Origin of the sequence: Neobacillus solisequens (assembly GCF_051233465.1) — a bacterium.
Classification (GTDB): domain Bacteria; phylum Bacillota; class Bacilli; order Bacillales; family Cytobacillaceae; genus Neobacillus.
Genome location: NZ_JBKFGJ010000002.1, coordinates 717,898 through 733,116, shown reverse-complemented (window position 1 = coordinate 733,116; position 15,219 = coordinate 717,898). Strand labels below are relative to the sequence as shown.

At 33.0% G+C, this 15,219-nt stretch carries 19 protein-coding genes and 4 pseudogenes; 3 read left to right on the top strand and 20 right to left on the bottom strand.

The features are described from left to right. Together ACI3K6_RS04165 and ACI3K6_RS04160 are read left to right on the top strand one after the other, a co-directional pair. Positions 1-372 (top strand): transposase (locus ACI3K6_RS04165; protein ID WP_435553844.1); only part of this gene is annotated, 372 nt, incomplete at its 5' end. Positions 373-903: 531 nt separating this feature from the next. Beyond that, positions 904-1,377: a hypothetical protein gene (locus ACI3K6_RS04160; RefSeq protein ID WP_435553843.1), complete on the top strand. Its 474-nt coding sequence runs from the start codon at positions 904-906 to the stop codon at positions 1,375-1,377. 402 nt (positions 1,378-1,779) lie between these two features. Here ACI3K6_RS04160 and ACI3K6_RS04155 read toward each other — a convergent pair whose 3' ends face one another. From ACI3K6_RS04155 to ACI3K6_RS04135, 5 genes are all read right to left on the bottom strand, one after another. Beyond that, a complete protein-coding gene (locus ACI3K6_RS04155) occupies positions 1,780-2,202 on the bottom strand; it encodes a VOC family protein (protein ID WP_435553870.1) in 423 nt (140 codons plus the stop codon). A gap of 222 nt (positions 2,203-2,424) precedes the next feature. Continuing rightward, a complete protein-coding gene (locus ACI3K6_RS04150; RefSeq protein WP_435553842.1) occupies positions 2,425-2,721 on the bottom strand; it encodes a hypothetical protein in 297 nt (98 codons plus the stop codon). Between the two features lie 322 nt (positions 2,722-3,043). Then, positions 3,044-3,271, bottom strand: coding sequence for a hypothetical protein (locus ACI3K6_RS04145; RefSeq protein WP_435553841.1), 228 nt, complete (start codon positions 3,269-3,271; stop codon positions 3,044-3,046). A gap of 52 nt (positions 3,272-3,323) precedes the next feature. Beyond that, entirely contained in the window at positions 3,324-3,701 is a 378-nt protein-coding gene (locus ACI3K6_RS04140) for an Imm50 family immunity protein (RefSeq protein WP_435553840.1), read from the bottom strand. A gap of 106 nt (positions 3,702-3,807) precedes the next feature. Beyond that, the gene (locus ACI3K6_RS04135; protein ID WP_435553839.1) at positions 3,808-4,287 is read right to left on the bottom strand and encodes a hypothetical protein; all 480 of its coding nucleotides are present in this window, start codon (positions 4,285-4,287) and stop codon (positions 3,808-3,810) included. Between the two features lie 268 nt (positions 4,288-4,555). Here ACI3K6_RS04135 and ACI3K6_RS04130 point away from each other — a divergent pair, with 268 nt between their 5' ends. Next, positions 4,556-4,834: a hydrolase gene (locus ACI3K6_RS04130; RefSeq protein ID WP_435553838.1), complete on the top strand. Its 279-nt coding sequence runs from the start codon at positions 4,556-4,558 to the stop codon at positions 4,832-4,834. Between the two features lie 162 nt (positions 4,835-4,996). On the opposite strand, the gene ACI3K6_RS04125 is transcribed toward ACI3K6_RS04130, so the two are convergent. The 15 genes and pseudogenes from ACI3K6_RS04125 to ACI3K6_RS04055 all read right to left on the bottom strand — a co-directional run bounded on the left by ACI3K6_RS04125 (position 4,997) and on the right by ACI3K6_RS04055 (position 15,069). Beyond that, complete coding sequence (locus tag ACI3K6_RS04125; protein WP_088087141.1) at positions 4,997-5,185, bottom strand: hypothetical protein; 189 nt, start codon at positions 5,183-5,185, stop codon at positions 4,997-4,999. 181 nt (positions 5,186-5,366) lie between these two features. Next, positions 5,367-5,627, bottom strand: coding sequence for a hypothetical protein (locus ACI3K6_RS04120; protein WP_435553837.1), 261 nt, complete (start codon positions 5,625-5,627; stop codon positions 5,367-5,369). A 182-nt stretch (positions 5,628-5,809) separates the two neighbouring features. Then, on the bottom strand, positions 5,810-6,247 hold the full coding sequence (locus ACI3K6_RS04115; protein ID WP_435553836.1) for a hypothetical protein: 438 nt from the start codon (positions 6,245-6,247) through the stop codon (positions 5,810-5,812). Between the two features lie 180 nt (positions 6,248-6,427). Continuing rightward, the gene (locus ACI3K6_RS04110) at positions 6,428-7,207 is read right to left on the bottom strand and encodes an alpha/beta fold hydrolase (protein WP_435553835.1); all 780 of its coding nucleotides are present in this window, start codon (positions 7,205-7,207) and stop codon (positions 6,428-6,430) included. 365 nt (positions 7,208-7,572) lie between these two features. Then, positions 7,573-8,147: pseudogene (locus tag ACI3K6_RS04105) on the bottom strand (histidine phosphatase family protein). Between the two features lie 9 nt (positions 8,148-8,156). Further along, positions 8,157-8,918: a 2-phosphosulfolactate phosphatase gene (locus tag ACI3K6_RS04100; RefSeq protein WP_435553834.1), complete on the bottom strand. Its 762-nt coding sequence runs from the start codon at positions 8,916-8,918 to the stop codon at positions 8,157-8,159. 199 nt (positions 8,919-9,117) lie between these two features. Next, positions 9,118-9,456: a cupin domain-containing protein gene (locus ACI3K6_RS04095; RefSeq protein ID WP_435553833.1), complete on the bottom strand. Its 339-nt coding sequence runs from the start codon at positions 9,454-9,456 to the stop codon at positions 9,118-9,120. Between the two features lie 201 nt (positions 9,457-9,657). Beyond that, positions 9,658-10,104 (bottom strand): NUDIX hydrolase, encoded by a 447-nt coding sequence (locus ACI3K6_RS04090; protein WP_435553832.1) that lies wholly within the window; start codon positions 10,102-10,104, stop codon positions 9,658-9,660. 152 nt (positions 10,105-10,256) lie between these two features. Continuing rightward, entirely contained in the window at positions 10,257-10,592 is a 336-nt protein-coding gene (locus ACI3K6_RS04085) for a hypothetical protein (RefSeq protein WP_435553831.1), read from the bottom strand. Between the two features lie 138 nt (positions 10,593-10,730). After that, a pseudogene (locus tag ACI3K6_RS04080) lies at positions 10,731-10,937 on the bottom strand (aminoglycoside phosphotransferase); the annotation flags it as partial. A gap of 200 nt (positions 10,938-11,137) precedes the next feature. Continuing rightward, complete coding sequence (locus ACI3K6_RS04075; RefSeq protein WP_435553830.1) at positions 11,138-11,869, bottom strand: DUF1349 domain-containing protein; 732 nt, start codon at positions 11,867-11,869, stop codon at positions 11,138-11,140. Positions 11,870-11,900: 31 nt separating this feature from the next. Beyond that, positions 11,901-12,920, bottom strand: a complete 1,020-nt coding sequence (locus ACI3K6_RS04070; protein WP_435553829.1) for a DNA/RNA non-specific endonuclease — start codon at positions 12,918-12,920, stop codon at positions 11,901-11,903. A gap of 186 nt (positions 12,921-13,106) precedes the next feature. Beyond that, positions 13,107-13,543 (bottom strand): annotated as a pseudogene (locus ACI3K6_RS04065) (GNAT family N-acetyltransferase). A 674-nt stretch (positions 13,544-14,217) separates the two neighbouring features. Continuing rightward, positions 14,218-14,338: pseudogene (locus ACI3K6_RS04060) on the bottom strand (IS1595 family transposase); the annotation flags it as partial. Positions 14,339-14,469: 131 nt separating this feature from the next. Then, positions 14,470-15,069 carry a pyridoxamine 5'-phosphate oxidase family protein gene (locus ACI3K6_RS04055; protein ID WP_435553828.1) on the bottom strand — a complete coding sequence of 200 codons (600 nt, stop codon included), beginning with the start codon at positions 15,067-15,069 and terminating at the stop codon, positions 14,470-14,472. Positions 15,070-15,219 lie beyond the last annotated feature (150 nt).

Here is a 15,219-nt window from a genome sequence, read left to right as displayed (position 1 = left end):
AATCTTCAAGATTATTCTCACCCTAGACAAATCATAAAGCTAGCTGGATTGAGCCTAAAGGAAAACACTTCAGGAAAGCATAAAGGGCAAACGAAAATCACCAAACGAGGTAGGAAGAAGCTAAGGGCTCTCCTCTTCAGGGTTTGTATGATCATGGTCGCGAAGAATTCAGCCTTTAAAGCGTTACATGCCTATTACACGCAGCGTCGGGATAATCCCCTAAAGAAAATGCAGTCTCTGATCGCCTTGTGCAATAAGTTAATACGGATATTTTTTGCCATTGGTAAGAAACAATTTGAGTTTAGTGAAGAGCGAATGTTAAAGGATATCCCTCATATGAGAGCAAACATAGAAGTTGAAAGAGCGGCTTAATTCAGTAAGAAAAAGTTGAGTAGAAAAGAGTTTTAGGTTATAAATCTCGTACATTTGAAGCACGGATTAGTCAGCAAAGCAACTAAACTTCGGGCAAGGACCCTGTGGGGCAGCATGACTGACATCCACCTCATGGAAAGGTTGGACGAAGGAATTTGAGAGCGAAGACTCTGTGAGGCATGGGAGGGTTGACCTCCATGAGAAATGTGGACATCCACCAGTGCGATCATATTTTAACTCATCCACCATTTTTTGTAAGTGTGTGGCTAATGAGCTATCAGTCTTTTTGCTTCGAAGCTCCAAATTTATCCTTACGAGATAAATCCAACCATAGTATCGAGCTTAAACTCTAAAATTACAATCTATAAAATACTGAGAATACTGGAGAAAACGCGAGTTTTCACTTTGTTTATTGAGGGAGCTTAGTTCTAAAGCGGTGTTTATCTTGTGTGAAACAATCGGGGCATTTAATGGAATAAAACTTCTGAACAAAGGGGAATATTAAATGAAAAATTGTATCTGGGGGCAACTATGATTAATAAAAGAAAGGCTTTATCATTTAGTACATTAGTTATTCCTTGGTTAACTGCTCCATTGCTAGGGAAAAATTCTTTTGTTCGATTTATTCCTGTAGCAAGTTTTATTGGTTATATCTTTAGTTTGTTAAGTGAAATTGCTGATAGACGTAAGTGGTGGAAAGTAAAAAATGCTTTATTTCCAAATTATCGTTTAGATTTCTCATACCTTTTAGGTTTATTTTTTATAACAACTATTTGGGTATTCAAATTAACGTACGGTAGCTTTATAAAGTACATAACATTAAATGCTGTACTAGATTATCTTCTTGCATTCCCTATCGCAAAATTTTTTACAAAAGTTGGAGTATTTGAATTCAAGAAAATGCGACCAAAACATTTTTTCATATTGTCAGTCCTAACAGCAATCGTAATTTATATTTATCAATTATTAGTAGAAAGAACTATTGTAAAAGAGGCAAAGAAATAATAGGAGATGTAATGTTGTTTATGTCCCTTATAAAACTTATTCGGGATGGAGTTATATTAAGCTGTAGAAGAGATTGTAAAAGATTTTACTTAAACTATAGGGTGCTAATCTTCAACAACTCAATAATTAAATAAGCTCAGAGCTTTTCATGGCTCTGAGCTTTTTGTATGCAATTTTAACAGTTAAATTAACTGCAAATTCAGTTGCGAATTCATATGCCAATAGCACTGTAAATTTGCATTCTGTACTTCAAAACCGAACCCGTTATTGAGGAAGATAATTGCTTAATTCTAATATAACATATCACCTGTAGAGTTTAAGCACGTTATTTCACAATCTCTTCTACACTTTAAAAATATTAAGAATATGTCAGTATTTTAGTATGCTTGCTATAGATTAAGTCTATTTTACTCGTTGAAACATAGGATGATTTTCGTTAAATTGAACTAAGTCCCATAAGTTTCCGTATAAATCTTTAAATACAGCAACAATACCATATGTTTGTTCTTTTGGTTCTCTAACGAATTCAATTCCTTGAGCTATCATATCATTATAGTCTCTCCAAAAGTTATCTGTCCCAAGAAATAAAAAAACTCTTCCTCCTGCTTGATTTCCAATAAAAGGTTTTTGTTCTAGCTTTGAAGCCCTTGCAAGTAATATTGTAGTTCCTGATGAGCCGGGTGGTGATACCACTACCCAGCGTTTATCTTGCTCTGGTTGATATGTATCTTCAATTAACGTAAAATGAAGTTTTTTTGTGTAAAAATCAATGGCTTCATCATAATCTTTAACAACCAGAGCAATATGTACAACAGATTGAAACATTTTAGTAGCCTCTCTTTCTTTGGGAAACATAGCCTTACTCCTTATTTTAATATTATGTTCATCTTTACAGAGTTTTTCAGATAAATTTTCCATTTATTGAATTTGATTATTTCACTAAATGAAGTTTAGTTAAAAAAGGGTAATTTTTTTTTTCCACAATTGGGCCAGTTTGTGGAATGGAAAATTGGTAGAAGAAATATATTTTGAATATTTTCACATAAACTAACGATTAATTGTTAGGTATTGAGTGACATAACCACGTATTGAACTTTTTTTTATTTCAACGATTCCATTCACAACTTTATAATCTTTATTTAAATAGGCTGGAATATCTAAAAAGTAATTGTATGTTCCTAACCATAAAAAAAGAGTAAGTCCCCCTACAGAAACCACAAGTGCAAAAAATCTAAAAAAGATTACTTTAACTTTATAAAAAGGCTCGCTAATGTTTAAATTTTTCTTAAATAAAGCGATAATACCAAAAATACATATACTACCTAAAATAATGAACCACCACAAAAGATAACACCAAAAGATCGAACTAAATATTGTTAAACCAATAAATATTAGTACAACTATCCAAGAAATTATATTGTTTCGTTCTTTTTTTATCTCGCTCAACCGCTTCTTGTAATTCCCAGAGACTCATTAAATGACTTCCTCTCTGTGTATGTCTTTATAATAATTCATCAATATAAAATAATTTACTAATCTTTCGAAATAATTCACCAGCACTAAGCGACAATCCTTCTTGCACTAACCTGCTTCATTTGTTCAATAACGTAAAAGATCGCCATAGCGATTTCGTTCTTTACCTTTTGTCCCCTATTAGTTGAACATATTATTTGGATGGTAGAGGTTTCTCTGGTCTTCTAGGACAATATTCACATTCAGGATCATCACATTTGGATTCAGTCCAGTAGTTACAATTTGGGCAAAAAAAGGCATCAAAATCTTCATAGTACACCAAGTTGAATTTACAAATAGAACAATGTTGTTCCTTTGCAATAAAACCTTCAACTTCAAATCCATCAATAATGATTAGGTCATCTTTTTCCTCTAGTTTCATAAGTCCTCCTTGTTTTTTTACTATCGCTACCCGTTAGTTCAACAAGAAGCCTCTAATATCCTCTAACAGATTGAATAATACCGACTTTAGCTTTTATTTCTGCCTCAACTGTACCTTGTATTTTTACAATAAAAATATCTGTTTCGACTTCTTTCTTTATTTCTATATCCCCTCTATATGTATTTTTACTTGATTTTATATTTACTTCTTGAATATCAAAGAAGTCAATTTCAACAAAAGTAGTTGTATAGCCTCTTTCAAGCCACTTTTTAGGTGGTTTATCTGGGAAAAATGGCAAATCAAAACCTATTGTTATCTTGTCTCCTTCACTGGATATTTCTATCTTTTCAATTCGTAGGTTTTTCAAAGGAGGTACATTGATGTACATCATTGAGATGAATTTATCCTCACTAAAATATTCATTCCACATATTTTTCAGCCACAATATTTACTCTAAAACACATATTTATTTTTCTCTATTTTACCATACCCTTCTTAAAGTAACCTGCCCCTATAGCACAAGAAGGAAAATACAATTAACTTTGCTTTTCCATAAAGTTTTCAGCTTCATAACCATCAACTAGATAATCATCAATGGTTACAGAATTATAATAAAATTGTGGAATAGAACATTCGAGGCTAATGTAAATTTCTCTCGGATTTACATCTCCATCCTCCCACAACTCATCATGAAAAACATAACCTATGTTTCTTGTGTTTAAATCGATTACAATGGGGTCTCCATTAAGTCCAGAACCAATAATAAACAAACCATTATCAATACAACGTTTGTGTTCTTCGTAAAGATTGTTTTCGGGCATTTCATTTACAAAATTAAAATAAACATGCTTAAATTTTATGTTTTCTCTAAAAGAAAACTCTTTTAAAAAAGAAATTACATCTTCGGGAATTTGATAATCTTTCAAAAATTTATTTGTGCTTGAACTAAAGTCTACTTTTATAAGATTACGTTTATCAATTTTCTCTAATGCTTTTCTAAATAATCCTATATCCATTTTCAACATCCATTATAATCATTTAAGCTATATTTTTATCATGTTCTTGTTCCACTAACCTACTCCATTTGTTCAATAACAAGTTCAACAAAAAAGGCGTTAATCCTTCCTGGATCAACGCCCCCATTAGCTTAAGTGCATTTCTTCACAATATCTTCGAAATACGCTGTACAATGAATTATTTTTATATAATTCCATCCTTGTCCATTACTTTACAATTCTTAAATACATAAAATATAGCATTCTCTTATAAAGGTGGTAATACATTATGGGTTTAAGAAAACATGAGTGTAAAGATTGTAAAAGTAAAAGAAAACGAAAATCAATTCGTTGCAGAGGATGCGCATGTGACCAGCTTAGAAAATTACAAACCCTTACAGAAGTAGATGTTTTTCTATCTGGAGGAACTGTACTTGAAGATGTAATTTTTGTAACCTTTGATCCAAATAATTGCTGTGCTTTCTTTAATGATAACGAGACAGAACCAGGATCAGTTCTTATCGTTGATTGTCAGTTTATCCAAGCTATTAGAATCGAAGCTGATTAACAATATAGAGTGGGATTCTAAGATGTTTTAGAATCCTTTTTCTATTTACTTATGTCACAGTTTGAGTCAAATACGCATTATTCGTTTTTCTTCTTCAACTAAACTGCTTCGCTAGTTGAAGAAGAAAATAAGATCTTTATTTTATAAATAAAAAAGAGAGCCTTAGCTCTCCAACAATCGGTTAACTTTTTGAATCTCCCCTTCAAATAACCTCATGTCCAACTCGTAATCATCATGACCATCAAATGAATCCAACATATCTTTTTCTTGATGTAATGTTATCAAATATTGTTCCAATGAAAACCCACCACTTTGGATTGTATTCTCAAACACAACTTTAAATCTGCTCATTTATTTCACCTCGACTGATAGTATTTCCAATACAATAAATGAAATTCGTATTTTATTACCAAATATAAAAAGGACCATTTAGGTCCTTTTGACTTGTTCAACTAAAGCACCCCGTTTGTTTAAGTGAAGAGTTTCACAAAATGACTATATCAACGAATTAATCCAAATTTACCAAGAAATATTAATATTGTTGCTTCAAATCGTTATATATTCCTCTTGCTTGTTTATATATATCATTGTTTGGCTCGATTTGATAATTTTCAACGCTATCACTAAGACTAAAAATACCCTTATCGTCAATTACTAAAGTGCCTGAAATTTGGTCATTATAGATAAATGTTATAGTTATTGCCTTTTCATAATTAATTTGTTGGTTGGTTTGTCTAATATATTTGATGTCATTGTATGGATCAACTAATGACTGAACAGTATCTTTCTCCACTTTATATGTCCACTGTACAAACTCTGTCCTAAACTAATATCAAAATAATCTGCTTTAATTTTTTTTATAGAATTATTATTACAACTGCTTAAAATTAAAAACACTATTAGTATAGTAGAAATAAATAACGATTTTCTCACAATTCCACACCCTCTAATCTACACTGACGAAGTCTTGTTCCACTAACCTGCCCCGTTAATACAATAAGAAAAAGGGATCACCACAGCCATCACGCACATTAACTGTTGCAACCCGTAGCTGAATAAGGATCCAGAATTATCGATATGAAAATGGAACCAACTAAGCCCTACAAATGTAGGAGATGAACAGAGACCCTCGAACTCCACCTGGCCTTTATCGTATATATTAGGACCCGTTACACTAATTTCTCGTCCAAGTTGGTTAACTAATTGAAGTACATAAAACACTGCCTTATCTGGTTCTTCAATTAGTAATTTGGTTTCACAAACAAGTTCGTACTTTGATTTATCCTTCCAATATGGCTCCAATTTTTCCGTGTTTATTTCTCCAATTACTTGAGATAATCTGTTTATTACTTTTTGTGCCTTTTCTTTTGAGGTGACATCGATGAATATCCGCCAATATATTGTTTCAAACATTTAATTACTCCCTTTAAGCACTTTTATTAGGTTGTTTTTTGGGTAAACCCATCTTAAAGTATCGCACCTGTTACTTTAAGTGAACCCTTTCACAATCTCAGATATATACCTAAAAAAGATATGTCTAACTGCAAATACAAATTATACTCAAAATCTAAACGACAAATTGGTATTAGCAAATTACTGAAGTATCTCGTTTATAAATTCTATCACTTGCTCATTCTTCAGATAGTTTTCGTGGTTTACACCATTGAATATCTTTATCTCTGCATTTGCAAAACAATCTTTTACTTTATGTTGTAGGCTTGCATTTAGCGTTTTATCTGAATTTGAGCCGATTATATAGGTATTGCAATTAGCAGTTTGAGCATAATAATTTAGTCTAATATCATTTGATATAAATACTTTGGCAGGTCCCCAGAAAATCGGAATAATCTTATTATATAAATCTGATAAATCACGATATGCCGCTATAAGAATAAGGCTATCGCATTTTCTAACACTTGCAAGATAAGCAGCTATTCCTGTTCCGTAACTATGTCCCATAACAACTATATGTTTATCAGGATAATTAATCTTTGTCCAATCGTATAAATCTATTGCTGTATTCTGCATTGATTTTAAATTCATTTTGCCTTTACTGTTCTGACTTCCATAGAAATCAGCAGATATAAATGGACAATCAAATTCTCCACCGAAGGAACCGACAGAATTAAAAGCAATATAATTTGAACCGCCAAAAAATAGAATAATATTATTAGATTCACTTATAAGATTATAACCATAACCCGAAAGTTTTTCGTTAAACTGAATATACTCAGGGGTAAAGTGAATTTCTTCCATTTTCTTTGAGCTTTTATAAAAGGAATAGCTTATTTTCTGCATTACGAAATTGCACCCAAAGCCGGAAATCAATACCCACATCAATATTTTTAAAATAATTCTATGTAGTTCCATCATACTTTTATCAACCACCCAATTACAAAATTCCTGTTTATCTGCGAATTATATAAATTTTCCTTACTAGTTATGACTGCTTTTTGAACAAGTCTGCACCGTTAGTGGAACAAGAAAAGCGAATGCCCTTTTTGAACAATCGCACCCGTTAGCCATCCATGAAGCGCAAAATCAGCGCTTCACCACAGAGAATGAAAATGGTAAGGAAGTGTCAATACTGATACTAATTTTGATCCAGTCAACCAATTCATAGACTTATTAATTAACGCTCTCCTCTTTTTTTTTTTACGATTGAGAAGGGTCTTCTTAAGTATTGTCATTTTACTAATCTTGAGGAAACTTATTTTCATGGTAGTTGAATTACAATCCTATGTCCTATTCCAAATTCTACTGACTTCTTTCAGATTATTTTTATCAAATGTCATTTTGTAAATATCTGGAATATCTAGGTCCTTCCAAAAACTAAAATCATATTTTTCATCAAAGTAATTCATAATTAGTACCATTATATTACCGTGTGTTCCTACTGCAATGTTTTTACCTGTATATGTTTCCAATACCTTTAAAGTTGCCTTAATCCCCTTTTCTGGCCGTTAATATTAGATTCTCCACCTTCCCAAGAAAAAGCAGGTTCCTTCCATACCTTTTTAATAGCTAAATTAAAGTCTTCAATAGGTTTAACAGATAAGTTCCGTTCCTTAAATCCGTCCTTCGTTATAACTTATTTACCTATAACTTTTGCGACTCCCTCAACCGTTTGTACCGCCCTGTTGTATGGACTAGAAATGCCAATATCTATGTTTTCTTTTTCAAGAATGGTTGTAATTCTTTCTGCATCGGCAATTCCTCAATTAGATAAAGGTCTTCCTAATTCATCAAGTGTATATGTAGAATGTGCGTGTCTTACAAAGTACAAATTAGTTAGCAAAATTGCCTCCCCCATATAATTTTCTTATATATTCAACAAAGGTGCTGAAACAAAATGGTCATTATATAATATTGGAACTGTTTCATAAACATTTAAACGACTACAATGCTTTACGTCATCTTCAAAACCTTTTTGTCGTAATTCCCGTCCACTTCCACATTCCCAAATTAATTCGTTGATTTTTTCTTTCGCATGTTGAAACGCCCCGATACATACTTCTGCTTCAGGCGATTTATCGCCATCTAAATAAGAGAGGATACTACCAGCACCTAAATAATCCTCGATGGATGGACGGAGACTGTTATCATAATTTTTTACATCATTCCACTGTTCACCACAAGGGACAACCGTTATATTTGAATTAGATTTTACTCTCAATTGGTTGGCAATAGAGGATACAGATGAAGCATTAAGTAGAGAACCGATCAAAAGGGCAGGAACTTTAGATGCAATCCAGGTACAGAAAGCCCCATTTAGTGACGACAATACATATTTTTTATTAGAATGTTCTTGTGTAAATGAAATAGGGGATAAAGTAGGTTTTCCTATTTTATCCGCTTCAGCCCTTCCCAAAATGTATTCAGCACCGACTTTTTCCGCATATGTTTTCCCGTCTATATAGGGAGGATATGGATATATAATTGCCCCATTACTTAAAGCTGATATGACCGTAGATGAAAAACTTAGTACATCAACAATTATAATAATGTCACCACGTTCGGCAGCTTCTCTTGCACCCCGCATACCCCACTCTACACGACAAATAAAAGGAGAATGACTAAACATAGTACACCTCTTTAAACATTTTTAGTATTTGATTTCTAAAACTCTGAAAGCAAATACTTCTACAACTATACCGCCATTAGAAGAATGAATTTGAATTATTTTATACTTTGGTTAAGGAGTTAATTGCACCCGTTCCGTAATCTTAATAGGAAAGTTGGCATCACGGCAACTCTTTGCTCCGTTAATGCGCTAGTAATTTTTATATATTTGGTATTGTTAATTCCTCTGCTTGTAGTACTAAGGCAGTTAAACCTGTATCACTGCCGCTAGTGTGACCTTCTCCTTTTTCCCAAAATACTCCTTCACCGCTTCTAAGCGATACCCTTGTTTTATCCTCTCCTTCAATCCATCCATCGCCCTGAACTACAATGAAAAGTTGAGGCACTGGTGCTTTGTGATATCCTACAATCCCACCTTGTTCAATACTTATAAAACCAACATTGGTCGGTACCTCAGTTTTTATAATCTTTACGTAATTAGCTAAAATGGAATTGTAATTGCTAATACTTTGACCTTTTCCTAATGAAAAAAAATGCACTAAGAAACCTCCTAATATTAATCACTTTATCTATAATATCCTAGAATTAATAAACCCTATTAAACTAGGTACAAGGAAAAAGATCAACTATTTGGTAGTCGAATCATCAAGTAACTCACCTGTTACAAGTAGTACACAACTTCACAATCTTCTTAATTCAATGGAAAAAAATGACGATTCCTAGTTACTGAAAATCAAATCCTAAATAAAATGTTTTTCAATAATTATCTTTGCTCTTTCATCAAGTTTGGGAGGTAAATCAATGATGGAGAAATATTTTAAATCCAAACTTTCACCGTCATTCATAGCTAACTCACCACTTGTATTTTCTGCTATGTAAACACAAATAACATTATAAACTTCATCACCGTTAGGATATTTATAGTAAAGATTGCTTCCTGACAAAACATCGATAAACTTAAAACTTTTTGCTTTTAACCCCGTTTCTTCAAAAAGCTCACGTTCAGCGGTTTGCTCTAAATTTTCACCGATTTCCATTGCTCCACCAGGCAACCCCCATTCCTTTGTGTCAGAACGGAGTTGAAATAAAATTTCCTTTTCTTCATTCATAACAATAATAGTAGAACCCACCAATATTATTGGTCTATTTCCGATTAGTCCTCTAATTTCCTTTGTGTAATCAGCCACATTTCCCAACTCCTGTTTTAATGAGATTGTTAGTAAACTTTTTATTTATTCGAAGGTCCTGCTTCAATTTAACCCCTTTTGTTAGTGAAAGAGCGACTACACCTATCGAACAATCATATCCTTTACTATAAATACAATTCTTCACAAGCTAATCAGTTTTTGCTTTTATTCTTGGAAAATAGCATCAGTAGAAAACAAATGAAATAGGTAACACATGGAGCAATAAACCAAGAAAAGATTCCATTTGTAAACATTAAGTACAAACTGATTGGCAAAGACCAAATAAATGCGATTAACATAAGATATTTTTTATTTGCATAAGATGAAATTATAGCTAAACAAGCTGGGAGGAATAACATAACAAATGTAATACCTGTCATATCTTCAGAACTTGAAGATGTATAAGGATTATAAAAAACTAGAACAAACCACAAAACAATACTGAATAAACCAGCGATCACTCCTAAAGTTAATCCAGTTTTTCTCAATTCCATCACCCCTATAATTAATTTTACCATAAATACCCAAATTATCTTTAAGTAAACTACACCGTTAGCTGAATAAAAAAACTGCCTTTGATGGCAGCACAATCTTCAATATAAGCACCCGTTCAACAAAACCTAACATTAAACCCACTCTTTTCCATGTTTACGAATGAATTTAATATCTTTTTGATAATGTTCAAGATGTCCTTGGTCCATCATCTTTTGAAAAGCAATGTCACCTTCACTTGCTCTTTTTATCATGTATTTACATAATCCATCTAATCGTAGCAATACCATCTCTAAATAATTTTCTTCCATTCTCTTGATGCCGTAAGATTCAAAAAACAATTAAACACTTTGTTTGACGGGATCGCCGCAGCCATCCCATCTTTAACTCTTGCACTCTTTAACTTAATAACATATCTAACTTATAATTCTATTCTTTAAAAGTTTACTATAATTTAATAGGAACTGTCTTAGCTATTTTATTAACCTCTTTCCGCACAAAACAGACTCAGATTTATTTTATTAGAAATAAGTCCGTTCATTTATAAGTAAGCATTTGTGGGGTCATTAGCAAGTTCTTCTATTGTAAGAAAATCAAAACGAACTTCTTGCTCTTTCCCTTGAGGACTACAAGCATAGACCCCTGCTTGAATAGTAGAATTTTCTGGAATGTCAAAGTGGGCAATTCTAATTTGATTCCATCTTTCTCCATCCAAAGAAAAATCAATATAACAATTTTGTTGAATCTTAGATATTCGATAGAATAATTTTACATCTTTACAATCTACATATTGTGTTGACCAATCAGAATACCCTCTATTTGTAACGACTGCACCCAGCTTACTTAATCCATCAGGTATGTACTCCAAAGAGGTCTTCACCCACACATCTTCCGAGAACCGAATCATTAATCCTGCTTGGTCATACTTTGACTTTGGTAAAGCCTGAACCTTTGTTGTCATTCTAAAATTCTTGTTTGTTTTTATATAGAGAAAATGCCCATTATCAACCTGAAAACCATAATGTGTTTTTTGCCAATAATCCGTTTCTTCATCCGTTTCTAAAACAAGTTGTGAGGAAGTTTTGTCCAAGAACCATTTTTTAGGTTCACAACGCCACTCAAGCATTTCATTTAAACCTTCACTTTCAAATTCCTCGTAGAGGATCCATTTGCTTTTCACACGATTCCCTCCAGTAATTTTTAATAAAATACCCACTTTAAACATTATAACAATTACTTTTTTTCTTTCACGAACCTGCTCTTTAAACTTCAATAAGAAGAAAAGAATCACCGCATAACCCTATTTACTCACCAACTACTCCATCACCATCTCGATCGTCCATATATTTATAGAGCCATGAATCGCGCGTAATTGGCATTTTAAAGCCAGCAGCTTTGGCTTCGGCGATCGTAACCTTTCCATTTTGATTGGTATCCACCTTACTAAGATCTTCATTGCTACTTACCGTTGCTTTTGTGGGTACATTGTTTGTTTTCGGTGGCGTACTGGTCGTACTTGTTGTTTTTCCTAAATTTTTGTTCACTTCATCTGGGTTTACATTGTCAAATTCATCTGTAACGGATCTGCCCTGAATTTTATAAGTGAATTTATAATGGTTGGGAATTTGCGTCTGAATATTTGGATAGTGAATCACTGCTACGAAATCAGTACAGCCTCCTACATCTCGAATCACTTTTTCCATATAAGCTTGATCGCCGTGCCTATTGAGCGTGCTGTCCTGGGGTGTAATGTTATAGGCGTTTGAAACTCCCCCAAGCGAGTCAGCAATCACATGCCCTTTATCCAAAGCTGGACTCTCTGTACCAGGAACATTTGCTTCATTAGAGTAATATCTGCCTGACGACAAAACATGATCAGTATTCGGATTTTGAAGTGTTATTTTTTTTGCCTCAACACGAATGAGCTGTCCGTATTCATTTGTAAAAGCCCAATATTCCCTGTCGCCATACCCGACATCAACTCTGACATTCGGCTGTCTATATCCTGACATATCCCCGCCGTTTACTACAATTAGGGTATATTTGCTATAATCAAATTCGTCCGTTGTACCTGTTGCATTTAAAGTGCTAGACGCAGGGACACCTTTGTTAGATTCACTATCACTCTTTTGTATTTCTTTGTTAATGGCAGGTGTACTCTTATTGGCTTCAGCAGTCTTAGAAGCAGAGCTCGTTGGGGATTGACCTTTTTTCGACGAAGTATGTTCAATGGTTTTTCCGCAACCCACAAATACAGAAATAAAAATCACAGTAAGTAAAATCAAAAATATTCTTTTGTTCACACTTCTGCACACCTTTCTCATGTTTCTACCTTAGACAAATCATATTAAACAATAACACATTTTGATCTTTTGTTGGAATAATATATCTATCTTAGGTATTGAATCCTAATTCAACTAACTGCTCCGATTGTTCAAGAAGGAATTCAACAAAAAAGGAGTTAATCCATTCTGGATTAACTCCACCTTTAGTTAAGTAATACAGCAGTTTTAAATGGGCATACTCAAAGTAACTGTTCTTACGAAAAATCCTAATTTTTCATATAGTTTAATTGCTTGATTTCCTGCAAATGCATTTAAACGGACTTCGGAATATCCTTCTTTCTTTAGATGTTCAATCCCTGTTTCCATCAACTGTCTTGAAATCCCATTTCCTCTAAATTCATCTAAAACAAATAATTCATAAATAAAACCGTACTTCTTATCTGTAATTTGTCCTTACTTGTCCCTATTAAAATCCAACCCATCAGAATATCATTTTCTGTTGCTATTAAATAATAACTTCCCTTCTGCAAAAGGGGTTCAATAAGTTGTTTGACTTTTTCATCCGAAGGTTTTACATCACCTAATGTACCATCATATACGGCTTGTGGAGAGAGAGACAAAATCTTTTTAAATTCCAAATCCTTTGGTTTCCTTATTTCCATAATTGCTTCAAATCCTTCCAGGATTCTATATAATATTATCCATTAAAAGCCTGTTTTATATTAATTTTTACAAACAAATGGAATTACTTCTTCAACTAAACTCCGTTAGCTCAAAAGGAAAGCTGTCATCTCAGTAGCTAAGATTTCTCTCAAAATTATAAATTAAAAACATGAAAAACCACCAAACACCTTATTTGTTTAGGTTGTTTTTGTTTAATATACCCGCTAATTAAAGTGTAAATTTACACTATATATTGTATAATGATGGTAAGCGAGGAGAGTGTGAAAGTATGGAATTTATTGACCCATTTATAATGCAATTATTTATTATTCCTTTAATAGTTATTGGGTTAGGTGTCTTAGTATCAACTCTTATCAAGAAAGTAGTGATTGGACCATTCGTAACCTTAATTCTGAATCTTTTATATGAAACTTGGTATATGAAACACTATTATCCTGAGCACGAGATCAGTTACACGTCTTGGAATATTATTTTCCCTGCAATCTCATTAGTGATTTCTTGGATGGTAGTGTCTGTTATAAAGCAGAAAAGAAAACAAAATTAGACTTCCGAACATAGGTTCTATTTAATGCACTTCTTAGTATTTCAAACGCTGTAATAAGCATTTGTTCTACTCATTTTTCAAATTCCAAGTTTTCCTTAATTCAAGCTAACTGAACCAGTAAATAGTTGTCCAAATATTTAGTTGCTACCTCCTGAAATCTATTCATCCAATCCTTCGGACGATACTGGCGATTATTAACGTGTTGAATATGGTAAATGCCCATTTTAACACGTTGTATTTGCCTATTCCCTTTTATTTATTATTGAGCTAAACCTGCCCCGTTTGTTCAAGAAGAAAAAAGCGACCCTTCATTATTGAAGCATCGCATCCGTTTGTTTAAAGTGCACTTTTTCACAATTTTTACTGGTTCATACTTTGTTTAGACTTAAAGTAATCCCCGTTCTTTTGTTCTTCATTATCAGTTCCCCAATATATTTCTTTGTCCATTTGTTGTAGTTTTGGGATATGTTTTGAACAGTGAATATATGCTTCATCAACTTTTACCATAACCCACCGTTCAGGTTTGTTTCCTTCTTTTTCTTTAATATCATTTATTATCTCTTCAGGAATATTATATGAGCATAATTGGCTATTTTCTATAATAGCTGCCTTCCCATTAACATGTAATCCTATGTTATTCTCAAAAAAGTCTATAAACAAAAGCCCTACATGGGGATTTTCCATGATGTTCCCTAAACTTGCCATGACACCATTCCCTTTATATTCGGGATATATTATGGTTATATCATCAATAACACGTACAAATCCTTTTGAGCCGGCCCTAAAGGTTGAGTCGCAATTTCCATTAGCATCAGCCGTTGCCACGAACATCATACCTTGTTTTGTGATAAACTCTATCATCTTATTGTTTAGGTAGTTAAGCATTTGATTTTCATAAAAAGAGGAAGCTCTTTTGGTTGTTCCAAATTGTTCTTGAAGTAAATGTTCACCTCTTGACATCGTCTACATTCCTTTCAATAATTTATCTATTATTTTAACATAGTTTAGTAGATCCTTAGATATTGTTATAAAATTTCAAAGTTGCGTGCTTATTGAAGTAAACTTCTCCGTTAGTTCAATTAGAAAACGGGATCGCTCCGGCTATTCCTT

Bases quoted from the DNA above. Each gene is read 5' to 3' on its own strand.
- ACI3K6_RS04160 (WP_435553843.1), top strand. From the start codon at position 904: ATGATTAATAAAAGAAAGGCTTTATCATTTAGTACATTAGTTATTCCT.
- ACI3K6_RS04110 (WP_435553835.1), bottom strand. From the start codon at position 7,207: ATGATGGAACTACATAGAATTATTTTAAAAATATTGATGTGGGTATTG.
- ACI3K6_RS04135 (WP_435553839.1), bottom strand. From the start codon at position 4,287: ATGGATATAGGATTATTTAGAAAAGCATTAGAGAAAATTGATAAACGT.
- ACI3K6_RS04115 (WP_435553836.1), bottom strand. From the start codon at position 6,247: ATGTTTGAAACAATATATTGGCGGATATTCATCGATGTCACCTCAAAA.
- ACI3K6_RS04130 (WP_435553838.1), top strand. From the start codon at position 4,556: ATGGGTTTAAGAAAACATGAGTGTAAAGATTGTAAAAGTAAAAGAAAA.
- ACI3K6_RS04140 (WP_435553840.1), bottom strand. From the start codon at position 3,701: ATGTGGAATGAATATTTTAGTGAGGATAAATTCATCTCAATGATGTAC.
- ACI3K6_RS04155 (WP_435553870.1), bottom strand. From the start codon at position 2,202: ATGTTTCAATCTGTTGTACATATTGCTCTGGTTGTTAAAGATTATGAT.
- ACI3K6_RS04070 (WP_435553829.1), bottom strand. From the start codon at position 12,920: ATGAGAAAGGTGTGCAGAAGTGTGAACAAAAGAATATTTTTGATTTTA.
- ACI3K6_RS04100 (WP_435553834.1), bottom strand. From the start codon at position 8,918: ATGTTTAGTCATTCTCCTTTTATTTGTCGTGTAGAGTGGGGTATGCGG.
- ACI3K6_RS04125 (WP_088087141.1), bottom strand. From the start codon at position 5,185: ATGAGCAGATTTAAAGTTGTGTTTGAGAATACAATCCAAAGTGGTGGG.
- ACI3K6_RS04055 (WP_435553828.1), bottom strand. From the start codon at position 15,069: ATGTCAAGAGGTGAACATTTACTTCAAGAACAATTTGGAACAACCAAA.
- ACI3K6_RS04145 (WP_435553841.1), bottom strand. From the start codon at position 3,271: ATGAAACTAGAGGAAAAAGATGACCTAATCATTATTGATGGATTTGAA.